This is a genomic window from Saccharothrix sp. 6-C (assembly GCF_016695385.1).
GTDB lineage: Bacteria > Actinomycetota > Actinomycetes > Mycobacteriales > Pseudonocardiaceae > Actinosynnema > Actinosynnema texasense.
Genome location: NZ_CP064192.1, coordinates 7,068,621 through 7,088,073 on the forward strand (window position 1 = coordinate 7,068,621; position 19,453 = coordinate 7,088,073).

Here is a 19,453-nt window from a genome sequence, read left to right on the forward strand (position 1 = left end):
AGGAGCCGTGCCACCGCTCCGTTCCCGCACCACCACCCACGGCCGCAACGCCGCGGGCGCACGCGCGCTCTGGCGCGCGACCGGCATGACCGACAGCGACTTCGGCAAGCCGATCGTGGCCATCGCCAACTCCTACACGCAGTTCGTGCCGGGGCACGTGCACCTGCGCGACCTCGGGGACATCGTGGCCGAGGCGATCCGCGAGGCGGGCGGGGTGCCGCGCGAGTTCCACACGATCGCGGTCGACGACGGCATCGCGATGGGGCACAGCGGGATGCTCTACTCGCTGCCGTCGCGGGAGATCATCGCCGACTCGGTCGAGTACATGGTCAACGCGCACCAGGCCGACGCGATCGTGTGCATCTCCAACTGCGACAAGATCACGCCCGGCATGCTCAACGCGGCGATGCGGCTCAACGTCCCGGTGGTGTTCGTCTCGGGCGGGCCGATGGAGGCGGGCAAGGCGGTCGTGGTGGACGGCGTCGCCGTCGCGCCGACCGACCTGATCACCGCGATCTCCGCGTCCGCCTCGCCGGACGTGGACGACGCCGGGTTGGCCGAGGTCGAGCGGTCGGCCTGCCCGACCTGCGGCTCGTGCTCGGGCATGTTCACCGCGAACTCGATGAACTGCCTCACCGAGGCGCTGGGCCTGGCGCTGCCCGGCAACGGCTCCACGCTGGCCACCCACGCCGCCCGCCGCGAGCTGTTCGCCGAGGCCGGCCGCACGGTCGTGGAGCTGTGCGAGCGGTACTACGGGCAGGACGACGAGTCGGTGCTGCCTCGCTCGATCGCGAACCGCCGGGCGTTCGAGAACGCCATGGCGCTGGACATGGCGATGGGCGGCTCCACGAACACCGTGCTGCACATCCTGGCCGCCGCGCGGGAGGGCGAGGTCGACTTCACGCTGGCCGACATCGACGCGCTCAGCCGCCGCGTGCCGTGCCTGGCGAAGGTGTCGCCGAACTCGGACTACCACATGGAGGACGTGCACCGGGCGGGCGGCATCCCGGCCCTGCTCGGCGAGCTGTGGCGGGCCGGCCTGCTCAACGAGGACGTGCGCACCGTGCACAGCCCGGACATGGCGTCGTGGCTGGGCCAGTGGGACGTGCGCGCCGAGTCGCCGTCACCGCGCGCGGTCGAGCTGTTCCACGCGGCGCCCGGCGGGGTGCGCACCACCGAGGCGTTCTCCACGGCCAACCGGTGGTCGAAGCTGGACACGGACGCGGCGGGCGGCTGCATCCGCGACGTCGAACACGCCTACACCAAGGACGGCGGCCTGGCCGTGCTGCACGGCAACCTGGCCGAGCGCGGCGCGGTCATCAAGGCGGCGGGCATCGACGAGGAGCTGTGGCACTTCGAGGGGCCGGCGCGGGTGGTCGAGTCCCAGGAGGAGGCCGTCTCGGCGATCCTGAAGAAGGAGATCCAGGCCGGTGACGTGCTCGTGGTCCGCTACGAGGGCCCGGCGGGCGGTCCGGGCATGCAGGAGATGCTGCACCCGACCGCGTTCCTGAAGGGCGCGGGCCTCGGCCGCAAGTGCGCGCTGATCACCGACGGCCGGTTCTCCGGCGGCACGTCGGGCCTGTCCATCGGCCACGTCTCGCCGGAGGCGGCGGGCGGCGGCGTGATCGGCCTCGTCCAGGACGGCGACCGGATCGTGATCGACATCCACGAGCGGCGGCTGGAGCTGCTGGTGGACCCCGTCGTGCTGGCCGAGCGGCGGGCCAAGATGGAGGCGTCGGAGCGGCCGTGGCAGCCGGTCGACCGGGTCCGCCCGGTGACGGCGGCGCTGCGCGCCTACGCCCGGATGGCGACCGACGCGTCCACGGGCGCGGTGCGGGACGCGGACAAGTAACCGGCCGGAACAGCCGACGCTTCCCCTCTGTCCACCGCCTGGACCACCACGCGAGGTCGCGTCGACCGTTCGCGACTCATTTCCCGGCGATCACGCTCTTCGATCGTCGGGGGATCAGGCGCGAACGGTCGACTTCCAGGCGACCGAGCCGCCGTCCGCGGAGCAGCGGCCACCTAGCGGAAGACGTAGAGGGTGGCGGCGGTCGCGCCGGCGGCGAGGACCAGGCAGATGAAACCGGACAGCAGCGGGTGGCGGAACCAGCTCCGGTTGTAGTCGAGGGCGGCGCGGCCGGGGCCGGCGAACAGCGCGGCGAACGCCATCGCCGCGTACGCCACCTCCAGCTCGACGCCGTTGGGCGCGAAGAAGCCGCCCTTGTACTTCAGGGCGACGACGTTCGCCATCACGCCGAGCACGCCGGCCGCCGCGAGCGGCGTGAACAGGCCGAGGACCAGCAGCGCGCCACCGCCGAGCTCGGTCACGCCGGTGACCCAGGCCAGGATGCGCGCCTCGCGGAACCCGGCGGACTGCAGGTACCGGGTGAACCCGTCGATGCCCGGCCCGCCGAACAGGCCGAACACCTTCTGCAGGCCGTGCGCGACGAACGCGCCGCCCAGCGCCAGCCGCAGCACCAGCAGGCCGATGTCGGCGCCGGCGGTCCAGCCGAACGGCTTGCGCTCGTCCTCGTCGTCGTAGGTGTCGTAGTGGGCGGGCTTGTCCTGGAGGTCGGCCACCGGCGTGTAGCCGGAGGTGTCGAAGCCCTTGGTGTCCTTGCCGAACGCGTCGCCGTCGAGCGTCCGCGTGCCGTCGTCGAAGTGGTGCACTCCTCCGCCAACGCCACTCGCCGAGTAGAACCCGTCGTCGGAGTAGCCGCCAGATGCGCTCGAGCGGTCGTCGTGAGTAGCCACGCACCCGCACGTTAGGAGGTTCGGCCGACGTCCGCGAGCGTCCGTTCAGCCGCGCAACTTCACCCGATCGGCCTAGTAGTCGCCCTGGACCAGGTTCCGGGGCCGCTCGCCGCGGGCGAACCGCCCGACCTCGGCCGCCACCACCGCGTACGCGCGCTCGGCGTGGCCCGTGCAGCTGCCGGCCACGTGCGGGGTGAGGAACAGGCCCGGCGCCGTCCACAGTGGATGGTCCGGGGGCAGCGGCTCCGGCTCGGTCACGTCCAGCGCCGCGCGCAGCCGCCCCGAGGACAGCTCGGCCAGCAGCGCGTCGGTGTCGACCACCGCGCCGCGCGCGCCGTTGACCAGGATCGCGCCGTCCTTCATCCGGGAGAGGAACTCCGCGTCCACCATCCCGGTGGTCTCCGCGGTCAGCGGCACCACGACCAGCACCGCGTCGAAGCCGCCGAGCAGGTCGGGCAGCTCCGCCACGCCGTGCACGCCGTCGCGCGCCGTGCGGCCGACCATGGTCGCGGTCGCGTCGAACGGCTCCAGCCTGCGCCGGAACTGCTCGCCCAGGTCGCCCGCGCCGACCACGAGCACCTGCTTGCCCTGCAACGTGTCCGTGAGGTGGTAGTCCCAGCGGCGTTCCTGCCTGGCCCGCTCGAACACCGGGAAGTCCCGGTAGAGGGCGAGCAGCGCGCCGATCGCCCACTCGGCCGTGCTGCCGCCGTGGGCCCCGCGACACGTCGACAGCATCACACCATCGGGTACGACGCCGATGAACCGCTCGGCGCCCGCCGACAGCAGCTGCACCAGCTTCAGCGACGGCAGCCGGTCGAACACCTCGCGCGGGTCCGCGCCCTGGAGGAACTTCGGCACCAGCACTTCCGCGTGCGCGGCCTCGGCGGGCAGCGGCTGCCCCGGCTCGTAGCGGACGGGCCGGACACCCTCCACGTCGGACAGCACGCGGACACCCAGGTCGTCGGGGACCAGCACGGTGAGGCTCACGGGCACGCACGTTACGGCACACTTGCCGCCATGCGGGAGCACGACGTCTTCTCCGCGGACGGCACGCGGATCAGGTTGTGGCGCACCGAGGCCGACGGCCCGGACGTGCTGCTGAGCCACGGCCTCGGCGTCGTGCCCGCGGTGTGGCCGGAGCTGCCGTCGGCCCGCCTGCACGGCTGGCACCACCGCGGCACCCTCGACTCGGACCGGCCCGCCGACCCGGCCCGCGTGCAGCCGGCCGACCACGTCGCCGACGCGCTGGCCGTGCTGGACGACGGCGGCGTCGAGCGGTGCGTGGTGGTCGGCTGGTCGATGGGCGTGACGGTGGCCGCGGAGCTGGCGCTGCGGCACCCGGACCGGGTGACCGGCCTGATGCTGGTCACGGGCGCGCCGGGCGACGCGTTCGCGAACGCGTTCGGCTTCCCGGGCGTGCCGGAGCCGGTGCGGCGGCTGCTCGGCGTGGGCGGGCTGACGGCGTTGAAGGCCGCCGCGCCGCTGCTGGACGCCGTGCTGCACCGCGTGCCGGTGCCGGACGTCGGCGGCCCGCTGGTCGGGTCGCTGCGCCGCTACCTCCGGCACGACTGGGACTGGTACCTCACCCTCGCGCTGGCGCTGGGCCGCGCGCCCCGGCTCGACCTGGCCGGCGTGACGTGCCCCACAACGGTGCTGGCGGGCCGGTACGACTTCCTGGCCTCCGCCGACGGCGTGCTCGGCCCGGTCGCCGCGCTGCCGCAGGCCAGGGTGCGGGTGCTGCCGAACACCCACTTCCTGCCGCTGGAGGACCCCGAGGTGGTGGTGCGGGAGCTGGAGCTCCTGCTCGACCGGGCCGACGCCGTGCAGCGGGCCGTGCGCGACGACGCGGAAGGGCCGCTCACCTCGCGTTCACGGCCGCGCGCTTAACCTGGGACCCGTGTCTCGACTGCGTGGAGTGCTGATCGGTTCGGCCCTCGGCCTGCTGGCCGCGGGCTGCGCGAGCTTCCCCGAGCAGCCGGGACCGGCGGGGTGGAGCGCGGCCCAGCAGCTGACGCCGCAGGCCGGGCCGGTGCCCGAACTGCCCGGCGAGCTGCCGAAGGGCCCCGCCCAGGGTCAGCAGCCCGGCCAGCAGCCGACGCCCGTGCCACCGCCGCAGGGCTGCAAGGACTTCAACCCCGCCGTGGTCGGCACGTGCCTGAGCCCGATCTCCGGCGTGGCGCTGACCGACGTCAACCAGGCCACCGGCGCGGTGACGGCGCTGGCCACCGAGCGCGCCACCGGGCGGTTGCTCAGGGTGACCAAGGACGTCGACCCGGTCGAGGTGGCGAAGCTCGAGGTGGACGCGGCGGGTGACGGCGGGCTCACCGGGCTCACGCTGTCGCCGACGTACGCCGAGGACCAGCTGATCTTCCTGTACGTGACCACCGCGACCGACAACCGGGTGCTGCGGATCGCGCCGGGCGACGTGCCCAAGCCGGTGCTGACCGGCATCCCGAAGGGCCCGACCGGCAACCGGGGCGCGCTCGCCTACGACCGCACCGGCGCGTTGCTGGTGGCGACCGGTGACGCGGGCAGCCCGGCGGCGGCGGCCGACCCGAACTCGCTGGCCGGGAAGGTGCTGCGGATCGACGCCACCGGCCGGCCCGCGCGCGGCAACCCGGCGGAGGGCTCGCGGGTGCTGGCGAGCGGGCTGCGGTCGCCCGGCGGGGTGTGCGTGTCCGGCGACGGCACGAAGACGTGGGTGACCGACGCGGGCGCGACCGCGGACCTGCTGTACCGGGTCGAGCCGGGCAAGGCGCTCGGCGACCCGGCGTGGTCGTGGGCCGAGCGCCCCGGCGTGGGCGGCTGCGCGTCGTTCTCGAACACGGTGATGGTGACCGCGAGCGCCACCCCGGGCCTGCTCAGCCTGCCGATGAACCCGGACGGCAGCTTCACCGGCAAGCCCGAGGCGACCATGACCGGCGAGGAGGGCTTCGGCCGCCTCGGCCCGCTGGTGATGCTGGACGACACGACCGCGCTGGCCGGCACGGTGAACAAGAACGCGGGCGGCACGCCGGTCTCCAGCGACGACCGCGTGGTGGTCATCGTGCGGGAGAGCGTCGCCGGCGGCAGCAAGGACTGACCGCGGTCAGGGCGCCGCGGTGCGGTAGATGGCGTCCGCGACCTGCCAGTACAGGCCCTTCGGGTGGTCGCGGAACAGCGGTTCGGTGCCGAACAGCACCGCCCGCGCGCCCCGGGGCGACGTGCCCGCGACGACCGCCGCCTGACCGGCCGCTGCCGCGCTGCCCCCCGAGCCGTCCGGGCGGGTCGCCCAGTGCCCGGCGACGAAGCCCTGGTACCGCTGCCGCGCGCTCACCCCCGGCCCGAGGTCGGTGAACCAGTGCGGCGCGTACACGAACGAGTGGCCGACCGCGCCCGCTTCGTCCACCACCGACACCACGCCGTTCGCGTCCTCCCGGCCCGCGACCGCGCGCACCGGCAGCACACCGGCGTCGGCGTTGAACCGCGCGCCCGTCGCACCCCGGGTCACCACGCCGCCGCGCCCCAGGAACGCGTCCACCGCCGCCTTGGCCGCCGCGCCGAGCCGGTCGTACCGCAACCCCGACGACACGAGCAGCACGTCGACGCCGGCCAGGTCGAACCCGTCGTCCAGCACCGCCGTCGACACCGGCCGGACGTCGAAACCCATGTCCCGCAACGCCTTCAGCTCGTCCGCCGCCACCGCGCCCGCCACCACCGGGCGGCGCAGCGGCACTCCGCCCGGCGCCGCCGCGGTGAACCGCGCGCCGTAGCGGTCCGACACCTCCTCGGCGGCCGACCGCGCCGACGCGGGCACCACGATCGTGCCGTCGGCCTGCCGGCGCAGCCCGATCCCCCGCGCGAGCAGGTCGTTCACCGCCGCCGCGTCCTCGCCGTCGGCCAGTGCCAGCGCCAGGTCACCGCCCGCGGGCGCGGTCAGCGAACCCGTGGCCGACGCCGCCATCACCTCGCGCCCGCGCACGTCCAGCGGCCCGTCGCGCACGACGTCCACCGACGCGCCCCACAGCAGCCGGTGGCTCCACCCGCTGATGTCGTACATGACCGGCACGGTGCCGGAGATGTCCCGGCCTGCCTCCAGCATCACGTTCGCCAGCGCCCGCTTCGGCTGGTGCAGGTCCACCACGTAGGACCCGGCCGGGTAGGACCGGTCGCCCAGGGTGAACGGCCGGGTGGCCCGCTTCACCCGGACGTCGTGCGCCACCAGGTGGTCGACCAGCCGGGCGGCGGCCTGCCCGGACCGCTGCCCGTCGCCGACCGGTATGACGTACCCGCGCGGGAACTCGGTGGTGTAGCGGTCCTCGGGGCCGAACCCGGGCACGAAGCCGTCCGGCACGGCCCGCTGCGGCTCGCCCGCCAGGCCGCGGCGGAACATCTCGATCTGGTTGTCCACCATGGCGGTCCGGTGCTCGTCCACGTACGTGAGCGCGCTGCGGATCGTCGCCTCGACCACGTCGGTGTTGATCGCCGAACGCCGCCGCAGCTCCGCCACCGGCTGTGTCGTGTAGTCCGCCCGGTTCACCCGCATGGGGATCTCGACCGTGTAGGACACCGCGCCGTGGTACATCGAGTACTGCGCCGTGTAGATCGGCGCCCAGCCGTCCCAGACGCCCGGCTCGTAGTCGCGGAACGGGATCTCCGGCTGTGCCGCCTCCGGGTGGCCGAGCGCCTGGACCGCCGCCTCCATCCGCAGTCCGCCCGCGTAGCCGTGCCCGACGTAGAGGTCGAAGTCGTAGTTCTGGCCGTGCGGCGGCGTGGTGGGCTCGATCAGCGTGTCGGCCACGTAGCCGTGCTCGTCGAGCACCAGCAGCGGCTGGAGGCGCTTGACCACGTCCCGCATCGCCCGCGACTCCGGCTGCGACGAGGTGACGAAGTCGCGGTTGAGGTCGAACCCGGCCGCGTTGGCGCGCGTGCCCGCCACCCGGCCGTCCGGGTTCGCGGTCAGGTTCACGTGGACGCGGTGGCGGCGCAGGAAGTCCCGCGCGGCCGGGTCGACGGCGAGGTCCTCGATCACGCGCAGCGCGCCGTCGGTGCCCTCCCACTCGTCGCCGTGGATGTTGGCGTTGATCCACACCGGGGCCTTGTAGCCGGCGCGCAGGAAGATGTCGCGGGCGGCGGCGGTCGGGTCGTTCTCGATCTTGTCCCGCCACGCGTCCTGCCTGCGGGTCTCCGCCGGGCTCTCCGGCGCGGTGACCGTGACCAGGTAGAGGTCGCGGCCCGCGGTCGACCGGCCGACCACCTCGACGGACACCCAGTCGCTGCGCCCTTGCAGGTCGTCGAGGCGCGGCGCGAGCGCGTGGTAGGGCGCGAGGCCGAGCTTGATCGCCTGGTCGGTCGGGTCCTCCGGGTAGGCGCGCAGCCGCGTGCGGCGCGGGTAGCCGGGGTTGGCGTCGGGCCAGTTGTCGCCGCGCGCGGTGGCGTGCCGCGGCGGGTCGACGGCGGCGACCTGGTTGCGCTCGGGCCCGTTGCCCGGCTCGTGCGCCCGGCCGGCCGCGGGCGCGGCGGTCGCGGGGGTGGTCATCGTGGCCAGCAACAGCACCGTGAGCGTCAACCAGCGCACCGGGCCCCCCTAGGGGTGATCGCCGAAGAACTCCTCCACCCTGACTAGTGGGTGCGGGTGATCCGGGTCAACCGGTCGAATGGCTGGTCAGCGCCGCTATCCCGAACCCAGGCACACGAACGGGCGGCGCAGCGGGTCGACGGCGACCGCCTCGGCCAACGCCACCGCGGGCGACGCGCCGCCCGCGAGGATGCGGTGGAAGTCGGCCATCGCCGCCGCCGAGGGCTCGTCGCCGACCCGGCTGGACGCGGCGATCACCGTCCGCGCGCCGGCGGCCAGCAGCGCCCCCGCGAAGCCGAGCGGCTCGTCACCGGGGCGCACCCGGTTCAGCGCCAGCTCGCACGCGGCCAGCACGACCTGGTGCGGCGGGCGGCGCACCCGGCCGATCTCGTGCGCGAACATCGCCCCGTCCACCAGCTCCAGCCGGGAGAACAGCGCGTTCTCCGGCTCGTGCTCGCCGTGCGCGGCGATGTGCGCGAGCTCGACGCCGTCCAGCGCCTCCAGCACCGCCCCGACCTTGGCCTCGGCGACGCCCAGCAGCCTCGCGTCGCCGTGGTAGCCGGCGAGCCGGTCGATCTCGCCCTGCGCGGCCTGCAACCCCGGGCCGCGCACCAGCAGCACGCCCTCGACGTGGTCTCGTTCCCGGCGGACCGCCGACACCCACGCGGTGGCCGACGGCACCGCCGTCGTGGGCCGGTTCACGCAGGTCGGCAGCACTCCCCACGGCACCACGTACAACGCGCCGGTCGGCACCACCACCAGCGCCCGGTCACCGATCATCGGCGCGAGCGGGCGCAGCAGCAGCCGGTCCAGCTTCTCCGCCTCACGGCGCGCGGACGCCGAGATGACCGCCGCCAACGGCGCCGGCAGGTGGTCGGGCGCGAGCGCGTTGAGGTCGGCGTGCAGGCGGCGCGCGCCCTCGGTGGCGTCGGCGGCCGACCCGAGGCGCACCATCCGCACCCGCGTGCCGGCGAACACCACGGCGATCAGCTCGTCACCGGACACCGCGAAGCTCACCATCGCCCGCCCGGCCAGCCGGGACAGCACCTCGTCCGGCGTGACGACGGGACGCGGGGTGCCCCACGGGCTGGCGCTCCAGCCCATCCGGGTGGCCGCGCGCTGGCTCGCCTTGAGCCGCGACTCCAGCTCACCGGTCGGCAGGCCGTCGAGGCGGGCCCGCAGCAGCGCCCGGCTCAGCGTGCGCACCTCGGTGATCCGCTCACCCAACTCGGAGTCCACAGTGGACACTGCCGGGTCGTACCGGTACAGCTGGGCCCTGGTGCGCTCCAGCCAGGTGAACAGGCGCTTGGCGTTGGCCGCCGAGTCCGTGCCGCCCAGCACCAGGCGCACGGCGAGCTCACCCAGCTCACGGCCGTGCACGGCGGTGCCGGACACCAGTTCCAGGCCGCCGAGCCGGTCCCGCATCCGGCCCAGCTCGGCCAGGCCCGCCTTGGCCTGCGCCAACGCCACCCGCTGGTTGCCGCGGGCCAGCGCCAGCTCCGCCCGGCACAGCCGCAGCAGCATCCGGTGGTCGATCGGCGTGATCCGGCGCGTCTTGGGCACGCTGCGCAGCAGTTCGGCGCCGCGGTCCGGGTCGCCGCGCCGGATCTCCAGCCGGGCGGCCAGCACCAGCGCGAACGTCGACTGGTCGTGCAGCTTCAGCGCCGCCAGCTCCGCGGACAGCTCGACCGCCCGCCGCACCACCCCGGCGACCGGCCGTCGCGAGCCGAGCGCGCGGACCGCGTCCACCCGCAACGCGATCAGCCCCGCGACCGCCGCCCACGCCGGGCTGCCGCGACCGAGCAGCTTGCGCTGCGCCGAGGTCGCCGTCCGCCGGGCCAGCACCAGGTCGCCGTCCTGCAACGCCGCCGCCGCGCGGAACAGCTCGGCCTCGGCCACGTCCTGCCCGATGCGCTGGCGGCGCAACTCCGGCAGCACCTCGTCCAGCAGCCGGCCCGCCTCGTCGGCCAGCCCGACGCTGATCATCGCCTCGGCCTGGTCGATGCGCAGGCGCAGCAGCAGGCCGGGTTCGAGCGCCTGGAACGCCCGGTTGGCCTCGTGGTAGTGGCGCAGGGCGGCCGGGATGTCGCCGGCGCGCTGCACCGCGTTGCCCAACGCGTGCTTGGCGATCGCGGCGCGCAGCGGCAGGCCGTGCGCGTCGGCGAGCTCGACGGCGCGGTCGAGGTCGCGGGCGGCCTTGTCGTGGCGGTGCACCTCGCCGTGCGCGTTGCCCCGGTTGGACAGGGCCAGCGCCAGCAGGTCGACGGCCTCGGGGTCGGCGTGCGCGGGCAGGCGCCGCGCGCTGCGCTCGATCTCGCGGTCGAGCTGGGCGATGCCCTCGTCGATGCGGCCGACCCGGCACAGCAGGGCCGCGCGGTTGAGGTTGACCAGCGTGGACAGGTGCGCCCGCAGCTCCTCGTCCCGCAGCCCGGCGAGTTCCGCGTCGACCCCGGCGAGCTGGGTGAGGCCGTCGTCGACCTTGCCCGTCTCGGCGAGGCAGAACGCCAGCGTGTTCCGCAGCCGGGTGCGGACCTCGAGCCGTTCCTGGGGGTCGATGCCGGGCGCCTCCAGCAGCGCCAGGCCCCGGCGCATCTGCCGGATGGCGGCCGGGTGGCGGTCCGCGGTGGCCGCGTCCAACGCGCTGCGGTGCAACTGCCGGGCCCGTCCGACGGCGTGTTCCGGGCCGGCGGGGCCACGCGTTTCGCCAGGCACGCCCATATGAGATCACAAGCGGCAGAGGAATGCCGCCGGCCGGTGGCCGACGGCATTCAGCGTGACGTCACCGTGATTGTCGGTGACCCGTATTAGTTCGTCTGGGTGACAGCCACCGGCTCGTCGGTGGTGGGCTTGTACGGCCCGCCGTTCGTCTCCGGGTCGCCGGTCGGCTTGTAGGGGCCGCCCATCGGCTTCACGAGCCGCTCGACCTCCGGGTCGTCCGTGGTCGGCTTGTACGGGCCGCCCGTGGGCTCCAGCCCACCGACGTCGACCAGGTCGGTGGTGGTCTGGCCGGTGTCCGCGACCACGTCGGCGACCGCGTCCTCGATCTCGGCGACGAGCTTCGGGTCAGTGCGTGTCATGGCGTTGCCTCCCCTACAACGGAATCCCCTGATCGGGGCATCCTCGGCGGATGATTCAGGTCGTTCCGGTGGCCCCCCGGCCTGCCGAACGGCCCAAGCCTGACACAGATGGACGCACCTGAGAGGAGGAAATTCACCGAGAGCTACCAACAAGTGGATCTTGAGCTTCCCTGACCAGCACGGGAGCGGCCGTTCGGAAAGTGTTACCACTCGAATGGACGAATGTGTTAACAGGCTGCACGCGCGCCGGGTCCGCAATAGGGCGAGTCCACCGGGTCCGGCCGACGTGGAATCACGCTCCGGACATTCCCGGGCCGGACACGGGCCGTCCCGAAATGGTGACCAACGGTATCCGGAGAACGGCGGATCACGAATGGGCCGCCCGCGGGTGGACGGTCCGCGCACCGCCGCGAAAACGGCGATGGGGCGGCGCCGCGACCGCGACACCGCCCCACCGCCGAGCAGACCCCTACGAACAGCGGGCGATGATCAGCTCGCGCACGCGCTTCGCGTCCGCCTGCCCCTTCGTCGCCTTCATCACCGCGCCGACGATCGCACCGGCCGCCGCCACCTTGCCGTCGCGGATCTTCGCCGCCACGTCCGGCTGCGCCGCCAACGCCTCGTCCACCGCCAGCTCCAGCGCGGAGTCGTCCGAGACGACCTTCAGGCCACGCGCCTCGACCACGGCCTCCGGCTCACCCTCGCCGTCCAGCACACCGGTGACGACCTCGCGGGCGAGCTTGTTGGTCAGCTCACCGGAGTTCACCAGCCCGATCACCCGGGCGATCTGCGCCGGCGTGATGCCCAGCTCGGCCAGCTCGACACCGCGCCCGTTGGCCTCCTTCGTCAGGTAGGCCACCCACCACGACCGGGCCTCGGCGGGCGTCGCACCCGCCTCCACCGTGGCCGCCACCAGGTCCACCGCGCCGGCGTTGACCAGGTCGCGCAGCTCGGCGTCGGTCAGCGACCACTCCTGCTGCACCCGCTTGCGGCGCTCCCACGGCAGCTCGGGCAGCGTGCCCCGCAGCTCCTCCACCCACTCGCGCGACGGCGCGATGGGCACCAGGTCGGGCTCCGGGAAGTACCGGTAGTCCTCCGCGGTCTCCTTCGTGCGGCCCGACGAGGTCGACCCCGTCGACTCGTCGAAGTGCCTGGTCTCCTGCGTGATCGTGCCGCCGCCGGCCAGCACCGCCGCCTGCCGGGTCATCTCGAACCGCACCGCCCGCTCGACGCTGCGCAGCGAGTTCACGTTCTTGGTCTCGGTGCGCGTGCCGAACTCGGTCGCGTCCTTCGCCATCAGCGACACGTTCGCGTCGCAGCGCAGCGAACCCTGGTCCATCCGCACGTCCGACACGTCGAGCGCCTTCAACAAGTCGCGCAACGCGGTGACGTAGGCGCGCGCCACCTCCGGCGCGCGCTCACCGGTGCCCTCGATCGGCTTCGTGACGATCTCGATCAGCGGCACGCCGGCGCGGTTGTAGTCCAGCAGCGAGTGCTCCGCGCCGTGGATGCGGCCGTCCGAGCCGCCCACGTGCAGCGACTTGCCGGTGTCCTCCTCCATGTGCGCGCGCTCGATCTCGACCCGGAACAGCGAGCCGTCGTCCAGCGTCACGTCCAGGAAACCGTTGAACGCGATCGGCTCGTCGTACTGCGACGTCTGGAAGTTCTTCGGCATGTCCGGGTAGAAGTAGTTCTTCCGGGCGAACCGGCACCACTCGGCGATCTCGCAGTTGAGCGCCAACCCGATCCGGATCGCCGACTCCACCGCCACGCCGTTCACCGCCGGCAGCGCGCCCGGCATGCCCAGGCAGACCGGGCAGACCTGCGTGTTCGGCTCGCCGCCGAACACGTTCGCGCAGCCGCAGAACATCTTGGTGTTGGTGTGCAGCTCGACGTGCACCTCCAACCCCAGCACCGGGTCGAAGCGCTCGATGACCTCGGCGTAGTCCATCAGCTCGTGCACCGACGTCATGCCTTCCCGTCCTTCCGCAGACCCCGCGCCGCCAGCGCCGCGCCCGTGATCGCCACCAGGATGCTCGCCGCCGCGTTGGCCAGGGCGAGCTTGTCGTTCTTGCCGCGAGCCGACTTCAACGTGGAGAACGCGCTGGTGGCCGCGCCCGCGGCGCCGACGAGCGCGAGGACGGTCCGAACCCGCCCCACCGCGCCCCGCTTCACCGGGCACCCGCCAACTGCGGCACACCGCTGATCACGGTCGCGCCCAGCGCCGCGTCCCGCGCCACCTCGTACGCCGCCGCCACCCGGTACATCCGGTGGTCCTGCAACGCGGGCGCCATGATCTGCAGCCCCACCGGCAGCCCGTCCTCGTCGGACAGTCCGCTGGGGACGCTCATCGCCGCGTTGCCCGCCAGGTTCGCCGGGATCGTGCACAGGTCGGCCTTGTACATCGCCATCGGGTCGCCGGTGCGCTCGCCGATCGGGAACGCGGTGGTCGGCGTGGTCGGCGAGACCAGCACGTCCACGGTGGCGAACGCGGCGTCGAAGTCCCGGCTGATCAGCGTCCGCACCTTCTGCGCCGAACCGTAGTAGGCGTCGTAGTAGCCCGACGACAGCGCGTACGTGCCGATCATGATGCGGCGCTTCACCTCGGGACCGAACCCGGCCTCGCGGGTCAGCGACATGACCTCCTCGGCGCTGCGCGTGCCGTCGTCACCCACCCGGATGCCGTAGCGCATCGCGTCGAAGCGGGCCAGGTTCGACGACGCCTCACTGGGCGCGATCAGGTAGTACGCGGGCAGCGCGTAGTCGAAGCTCGGGCACGACACCTCGACGACCTCCGCGCCCAGCTGCTTCAGCTGGGCCACCGCCGCCTCGAAGCTGCGCAGCACGCCCGCCTGGTAGCCCTCGCCGCTGAACTGCGTGACCACGCCGACGCGCACACCCGACAGGTCGCCGTTCGCGCCCTCGCGCGCCGCCGCCACCACGGGCGGGACCGGCGCGTCGATCGAGGTGGAGTCCATCGGGTCGTACCCGGCGATGACCTCGTGCAGCAGGGCCGCGTCCAGCACCGTCCGGGCGCACGGCCCGGCCTGGTCCAGCGACGACGAGAACGCCACCAGCCCGTACCGGGACACACCGCCGTAGGTGGGCTTCACGCCGACCGTGCCGGTGACCGCGCCGGGCTGGCGGATCGACCCGCCGGTGTCCGTGCCGATCGACAGCGGCGCCTGGAACGCGGCCAGCGCCGCCGCCGAACCACCGCCCGAACCGCCCGGGATGCGGTCCAGGTCCCACGGGTTGTGGGTCGGGCCGTAGGCGGAGTTCTCGGTGGAGGACCCCATCGCGAACTCGTCCATGTTGGTCTTGCCGAGGATCACCACGCCGGCTTCCTTCAACCGGCGGGTCACCGTGGCGTCGTAGGGCGGCACCCACCCCTCGAGGATCTTCGAGCCGACCGTGGTCGGCACGCCCTCGGTGGTGAGCACGTCCTTGAGCGCGATCGGCACGCCGGCCAGCGGACCGACGTGCGCGCCGGCGGCGATGTCCTCGTCGACCTTGCGGGCCGCCTGGAGCGCGCCGTCCGCGTCGACGTGCAGGAACGCGTGGACCGCGCCGTCGACCTCGGCGATCCGGTCGAGGTGGGCCTGGGCGACCTCCACCGCGGACACCTCGCGGCTCGCGATCTTGGCGGCGATTTCTGCGGCGGTGCTGCGGATCAGACTGTTCATGATTCCGCCTCCGCGCGGAAGATAACGTCGGCGGTCATGCTTCCTCCCCGAGGATGCGGGGCACGCGGAAGCGGCCGTCCTCGGCGGCGGGGGCGCCCGCGAGCGCCTGCTGCTGACCGAGGCTGGGACGCACCACGTCCTCGCGGAACACGTTGGTCAGCGGAACGGCGTGCGAAGTGGGCGGGATGTCCGCGGTGGCGATGTCGCCCACCGTGGCCACCGACTGCAGGATCACGTCCAACTGGCCGGCGAACAGGTCCAGCTCGTCGTCGGTGACGGCGAGCCTCGCCAAGCGGGCCAGGTGCGCGACCTCGTCGCGGGAGATGCTGGGCACCTCGTCAACCCCCGTGGGTCGGTTTTTCGGATTCGGGACCCACCGAGTCTATTGGCTGGTCAGGCCGACCTCCGACCGGGTTACCCGCGCTCGCGCGCGTGGGTGCGCGATTTTACCGGTGCGCAACGCCCCTGGTGGGTCGGAAAGCGAAGCTGCGTCTGCGAGAATCATCGGCCGGCGAGTTTCCACCTCGATGCTCCACCACAGCCTTTGGAGGCGTGCACCGTGTCCTTCCTGATCCGGGTCCAGCTCCCGGACCGTCCCGGCACCCTGGGCGCGGTCGCCTCCGCGCTCGGCGAGATCGGGGCCGACATCCTCAGCGTGGACGTGGTGGAGCGCGGGGCGGGCCTGGCCATCGACGACCTGGTGGTCGAACTGCCCTCCGGGCGGCTGCCCGACGTGCTGATCACGGCCGCGGAGTCCATCGAAGGCGTCGAGGTGGACGCGGTCCGGCCCTACGCGGGCGTGCTGGACACCCACCGCGAGCTGGAACTGGTGGAGGAGGTCGCCGAGGACCCCCGCAACGGGCTCGCGGTGTTCACCGAGGGCGTGCCGAAGATCATCCGGGCGGGGTGGGCGGTGGTCGTGTCGTGGGACGGCAGCACCGCGCGCCGCCTGACCTCGTCCTCGGCCGCGCCGGAGACCAAGCTGCAGACCCCGCCGTGGCTGCCCCTGGCTCGCGCCACCGTCCTGGACGGCGAGGACGACTGGGTGCCCGAGACCTGGCAGGAGCTGGGCACCGAGCTGGCCGCCACCCCTCTCGGCAAACCGGACCGCGTCCTGCTGGTGGGCCGCCCGGGCGGCCCGATGTTCCGCGCCGCCGAAGTCGCCCGCCTGGCCCACCTGGCCGGCATCGTCTCCGTCGTCCTCCCCGACTGACCCGAGAGTCCAACCTCCACGGCGCGAGAGTCCAACCTCCGCGGCGCGAGAGTCCAACGTTCACGTGCCCTGAATTCAACACTCGCGCTCGGTCGGCACCGATGCCCGAGCGTTGAATTCAGGGTGCCTGAACGTTGGACTCTCGAGGGCTGAAGGGAGGACTCTCGCGGTGAGCTGGGGTCAGTCCTTGCGGCCCGTGGTGGCGATGGTGACGCCCAAGCCGATCATGGCCAGGCCGCCGGCGCCGCCCACCAGGGCCAGGCGGCGCGGTGAGCGGGCGAACCAGGTGCGCGCGGTGGCGGCGGCGAGGCCCCAGACGCTGTCGGACGCCACCGCGATGGCGTTGAACACCAGGCCGAGCAGGAGCATCTGGACGGCGACGTGACCTTGCCCGCGATCCACGAACTGCGGCAGCACGGCGGCGAAGAACACGATCGTCTTCGGGTTCGCCACACCGACCGCGAAGCCCTCCCACAACGTGCGCAGCCCACCCCGAGCCGGACCGCCGGCGGTGAACGTCGCGTGCAGCGACCCGCGCTGCCGCACGGCCTTCACCCCGAGGTACACCAGGTACGCCGCGCCGGCCAGCTTCAACGTCGTGAACACGACCGCCGACCGCTCCACGATCGCCCCGACGCCGAACGCGACGGCCACGACCAGGGCATAGGCGCCGAGCGTGTTGCCCAGGACCGTGATCAGCGCGGCACGCCGCCCCTGCGCCAACGCCCGCCCGACCACGAACAGGACGCTCGGCCCCGGGATCACGATCAGCAGGAACGACATGGCCGCGAAGGCGAGGAGCCGGTCGGTGGACACCATGGCGCAACGAAACCACGGCACCCGGCCGTGCTACCAGCGCTTTTCCGCGGTTCGGAGGGCCAGTTCGACCAGCTGCGCGTTGCCCGCCGCCGGGGTGCCGTCACGCGAGGTGAGCGTGTCCTCGAGACCGATGCGGGTGTCCAGCCCGCGCGTCACCGCGTAGTCCAGCACCGGCCACGCGCTGTCGTCCTCGCCGTGCAGCAGGACCGGCGCCCCGAGCGGTCCGAGGAGGTCGAGGAGCCGTGCCGCGTGCTCCACCGTCTCCCCCGGCTGCACCTCGGCCAACACCCGGACCGTCCCCGGCGGCACGCCGACGTCGAGCAACGTCCGCGCCGCCTCGACGTGGAACACGCCCAGCTCGATCCCGATGCCCGCGTCGCGCAACGCGGCGGCCACGTCGAGCCAGCCGTCCTCGTGCACGTTGACCGACGCGTAGTCGGGACGTCCGGCGGCCAGTCCCGCCCACCCGCGCACCAGCTCCGCCCGCCGCACGGGGTCGGGCACGATCCACGCGCCGGTCGTCACGCCGATCTCCGCCCGCGCCACCGCCGTCCGCACCACGGACACGGTGGTGGCGACCTCGGGGCCGGCCAGCACCTCCAGTCCCACCACGTCACGGGGGTGCAGGTGGAACGACGTCACGCCGAGTTCGGCGCACTCCGCGGCGTCGGCCGCCAGCTGCTGCGGCGTGATCGGCACACTGGGGTGGCTGCCCGGCTGACGGGCGCCGTTCAGACAAGCCTGGAGCACGAAACCCACCGAACCACAAGGTGTTGGATACCGCCATGCCGACGCTGACCTCAGCCCTGCTGCGCCACCACGCGGGCGCCAAGTCGTACTGGCGCGGGCTGACCTACCGGGACGCCGTGGTCGACCTGGCCGTCCGTTCACGGCACGTGGAAGGCGTCGTGGTCGGCGCGGCCGAGTACCGGGTGACGCTCCAGTGGGAGGACACCCGCTTGGACGGCGCGTGCACGTGCCCGTACGGGTCGCAGGGGTTCTTCTGCAAGCACTGCGTCGCGGTCGGCCTGGTGCTGCTGGAACGCGGCCTGACCGTGCCGCCGCAGGACGCGGAGGACGAGGAGCTGCGCGTCCGCCTCGCCGAGCTCGACCACGCGACGCTGGTGGAGCTGCTCTACGACCGGGCCGCGCGGGACCGTTCGCTGCGCGACGAGATCATGCGAGTTCGAGGCTGAACCCGAGCGCGGTCACGTCGACGTCCGGCGCGGGCTGCCAGTCGCGATCGGGCCGCCGCCGGAACCCGAGCCGCCGGTAGAGGCGGTGCGCGGTGGTCATGTGCTCGGAGCTGCTCATCACCAGCCGGTGCGCGCCCAGCTCACGCGCCCGCACGATCACCGCGCGCACCAACGCCTCACCGACCCCGCGGCCGCGTGCCGACGGGCTCACCGCCAGCATCCGGAACTCCACCTCGCCGTCCCGGCTGACCTCGGCGTACGGGGTGCCGGGCCGGACCACCGTGACGGTGCCGAGCACGGTGTCCCCGTCGTCCACCGCCACCAGCAGCTCCGCTTCCCGGGCGCGGGTGCGCGCATCGACCAGCGTGTCGGCGTACCCGCCGGTGTGGCTGTCGATGTGGCGGTCGGCCTGGTAGGCGGCCACGGTGATCTCACCCGCCGCCGCCCACTCGTCTTCCCTGGCGGGCCTCACCACGATGTCGGCCATCTGGTTCCCCTCTGCGTCATCGGACCGTTCCCGATTGTGGTCCAGCCAACTGCGCCGGCGGGCGTTCGATCAAGGTTTCGGCTGGATGTGGGGCCGGATGTCCCGAGTGCCGCCTCCCAGCCGACCGCAGGACTGCGGGCGGGATGATGTCGGGATGACGCTTCCCGGTGCGATCGAACTGCCCGACGGCGCGCTGGTGCGCGGTCGCGGCCTGCGCAACCCCACTCCCGAGGGCACGCCCGACTACGGGCTGTACCTCGGATCGCCGAGGATGCGGCGCTCGGTGATGGCGCGCGTGGACGCCCCTTCGTGGTCGCACGAGTGGGTCGAGTGGCCCGACTTCCGACTGCCCAAGTCGACCGAGCGGGCCGTGACCCTGATCCGGGACCTGCACGCGCGGGCCTTGGCGGGTGAGCGGGTCGAGGTGGCGTGCGGCGGGGGTGTGGGACGGACCGGCACCGTGATCGCGTGCCTCGCCGTGCTGGCGGGCGTTCCGTCGGGTGACGCCGTGGCGTGGACGCGGGCCCACTTCAACCGGCGCGCGGTGGAGACGCCGTGGCAGAAGCGGTGGGTGGCACGCTTCCCGCACGAGTGACGTGATCCGGGCCGGATCGCCCAGGCCAAGCCCAGACGACGCGAGGTCGAGGCCGCGGATCTGCTG

Annotated in this window: 18 protein-coding genes; 6 read left to right on the top strand and 12 right to left on the bottom strand. The window is 73.4% G+C overall.

Going from position 1 to position 19,453, the window contains the following annotated elements; all coding sequences use genetic code 11:
• Positions 1-7 precede the first annotated feature (7 nt).
• Positions 8-1,852, top strand: a complete 1,845-nt coding sequence (ilvD, locus tag IOD16_RS30080; protein WP_201437039.1) for a dihydroxy-acid dehydratase — start codon at positions 8-10, stop codon at positions 1,850-1,852.
• 173 nt (positions 1,853-2,025) lie between these two features.
• Here ilvD and IOD16_RS30085 read toward each other — a convergent pair whose 3' ends face one another.
• Both IOD16_RS30085 and IOD16_RS30090 read right to left on the bottom strand, forming a co-directional pair.
• Positions 2,026-2,757: a DoxX family protein gene (locus IOD16_RS30085; RefSeq protein ID WP_123745872.1), complete on the bottom strand. Its 732-nt coding sequence runs from the start codon at positions 2,755-2,757 to the stop codon at positions 2,026-2,028.
• Between the two features lie 72 nt (positions 2,758-2,829).
• Positions 2,830-3,744: a 2-hydroxyacid dehydrogenase gene (locus tag IOD16_RS30090; protein WP_201437041.1), complete on the bottom strand. Its 915-nt coding sequence runs from the start codon at positions 3,742-3,744 to the stop codon at positions 2,830-2,832.
• Between the two features lie 30 nt (positions 3,745-3,774).
• On the opposite strand from IOD16_RS30090, the gene IOD16_RS30095 reads away from it, so the two are divergent.
• Both IOD16_RS30095 and IOD16_RS30100 read left to right on the top strand, forming a co-directional pair.
• A complete protein-coding gene (locus tag IOD16_RS30095) occupies positions 3,775-4,644 on the top strand; it encodes an alpha/beta fold hydrolase (RefSeq protein WP_123745871.1) in 870 nt (289 codons plus the stop codon).
• 10 nt (positions 4,645-4,654) lie between these two features.
• Positions 4,655-5,839, top strand: coding sequence for a PQQ-dependent sugar dehydrogenase (locus tag IOD16_RS30100; RefSeq protein WP_201437043.1), 1,185 nt, complete (start codon positions 4,655-4,657; stop codon positions 5,837-5,839).
• Between the two features lie 6 nt (positions 5,840-5,845).
• On the opposite strand, the gene IOD16_RS30105 is transcribed toward IOD16_RS30100, so the two are convergent.
• From IOD16_RS30105 to gatC, 7 genes are all read right to left on the bottom strand, one after another.
• A complete protein-coding gene (locus IOD16_RS30105; protein ID WP_236594470.1) occupies positions 5,846-8,314 on the bottom strand; it encodes a M14 family zinc carboxypeptidase in 2,469 nt (822 codons plus the stop codon).
• 96 nt (positions 8,315-8,410) lie between these two features.
• On the bottom strand, positions 8,411-11,026 hold the full coding sequence (locus IOD16_RS30110; protein ID WP_328809371.1) for a CHAT domain-containing protein: 2,616 nt from the start codon (positions 11,024-11,026) through the stop codon (positions 8,411-8,413).
• A 92-nt stretch (positions 11,027-11,118) separates the two neighbouring features.
• The gene (locus tag IOD16_RS30115) at positions 11,119-11,391 is read right to left on the bottom strand and encodes a hypothetical protein (protein ID WP_201437046.1); all 273 of its coding nucleotides are present in this window, start codon (positions 11,389-11,391) and stop codon (positions 11,119-11,121) included.
• Between the two features lie 469 nt (positions 11,392-11,860).
• Entirely contained in the window at positions 11,861-13,363 is a 1,503-nt protein-coding gene (gene gatB, locus IOD16_RS30120; RefSeq protein ID WP_123745867.1) for an Asp-tRNA(Asn)/Glu-tRNA(Gln) amidotransferase subunit GatB, read from the bottom strand.
• The gene (locus IOD16_RS30125; protein WP_123748371.1) at positions 13,360-13,551 is read right to left on the bottom strand and encodes a hypothetical protein; all 192 of its coding nucleotides are present in this window, start codon (positions 13,549-13,551) and stop codon (positions 13,360-13,362) included. The genes gatB and IOD16_RS30125 overlap by 4 nt, the downstream gene beginning before the upstream one ends.
• Before the next feature lie 11 nt (positions 13,552-13,562).
• Complete coding sequence (gene gatA, locus IOD16_RS30130; protein WP_201437047.1) at positions 13,563-15,077, bottom strand: Asp-tRNA(Asn)/Glu-tRNA(Gln) amidotransferase subunit GatA; 1,515 nt, start codon at positions 15,075-15,077, stop codon at positions 13,563-13,565.
• A 34-nt stretch (positions 15,078-15,111) separates the two neighbouring features.
• A complete protein-coding gene (gatC, locus tag IOD16_RS30135) occupies positions 15,112-15,411 on the bottom strand; it encodes an Asp-tRNA(Asn)/Glu-tRNA(Gln) amidotransferase subunit GatC (protein WP_015104569.1) in 300 nt (99 codons plus the stop codon).
• Between the two features lie 225 nt (positions 15,412-15,636).
• Here gatC and IOD16_RS30140 point away from each other — a divergent pair, with 225 nt between their 5' ends.
• Positions 15,637-16,290, top strand: a complete 654-nt coding sequence (locus IOD16_RS30140; protein WP_123748370.1) for an ACT domain-containing protein — start codon at positions 15,637-15,639, stop codon at positions 16,288-16,290.
• Between the two features lie 180 nt (positions 16,291-16,470).
• On the opposite strand, the gene IOD16_RS30145 is transcribed toward IOD16_RS30140, so the two are convergent.
• Positions 16,471-17,109: a LysE family translocator gene (locus tag IOD16_RS30145; protein WP_201437049.1), complete on the bottom strand. Its 639-nt coding sequence runs from the start codon at positions 17,107-17,109 to the stop codon at positions 16,471-16,473.
• A 30-nt stretch (positions 17,110-17,139) separates the two neighbouring features.
• Complete coding sequence (locus tag IOD16_RS30150) at positions 17,140-17,868, bottom strand: 3-keto-5-aminohexanoate cleavage protein (protein ID WP_236594471.1); 729 nt, start codon at positions 17,866-17,868, stop codon at positions 17,140-17,142.
• Between the two features lie 26 nt (positions 17,869-17,894).
• On the opposite strand from IOD16_RS30150, the gene IOD16_RS30155 reads away from it, so the two are divergent.
• Positions 17,895-18,305, top strand: coding sequence for an SWIM zinc finger family protein (locus tag IOD16_RS30155; RefSeq protein ID WP_201437051.1), 411 nt, complete (start codon positions 17,895-17,897; stop codon positions 18,303-18,305).
• Here IOD16_RS30155 and IOD16_RS30160 read toward each other — a convergent pair.
• Positions 18,286-18,792 carry a GNAT family N-acetyltransferase gene (locus IOD16_RS30160; protein ID WP_201437053.1) on the bottom strand — a complete coding sequence of 169 codons (507 nt, stop codon included), beginning with the start codon at positions 18,790-18,792 and terminating at the stop codon, positions 18,286-18,288. The two genes, IOD16_RS30155 and IOD16_RS30160, sit on opposite strands and share 20 nt — an antisense overlap.
• Positions 18,793-18,946: 154 nt before the next feature.
• On the opposite strand from IOD16_RS30160, the gene IOD16_RS30165 reads away from it, so the two are divergent.
• Complete coding sequence (locus IOD16_RS30165; RefSeq protein ID WP_123745862.1) at positions 18,947-19,387, top strand: protein-tyrosine phosphatase family protein; 441 nt, start codon at positions 18,947-18,949, stop codon at positions 19,385-19,387.
• The last annotated feature ends 66 nt before the right edge of the window (positions 19,388-19,453 follow it).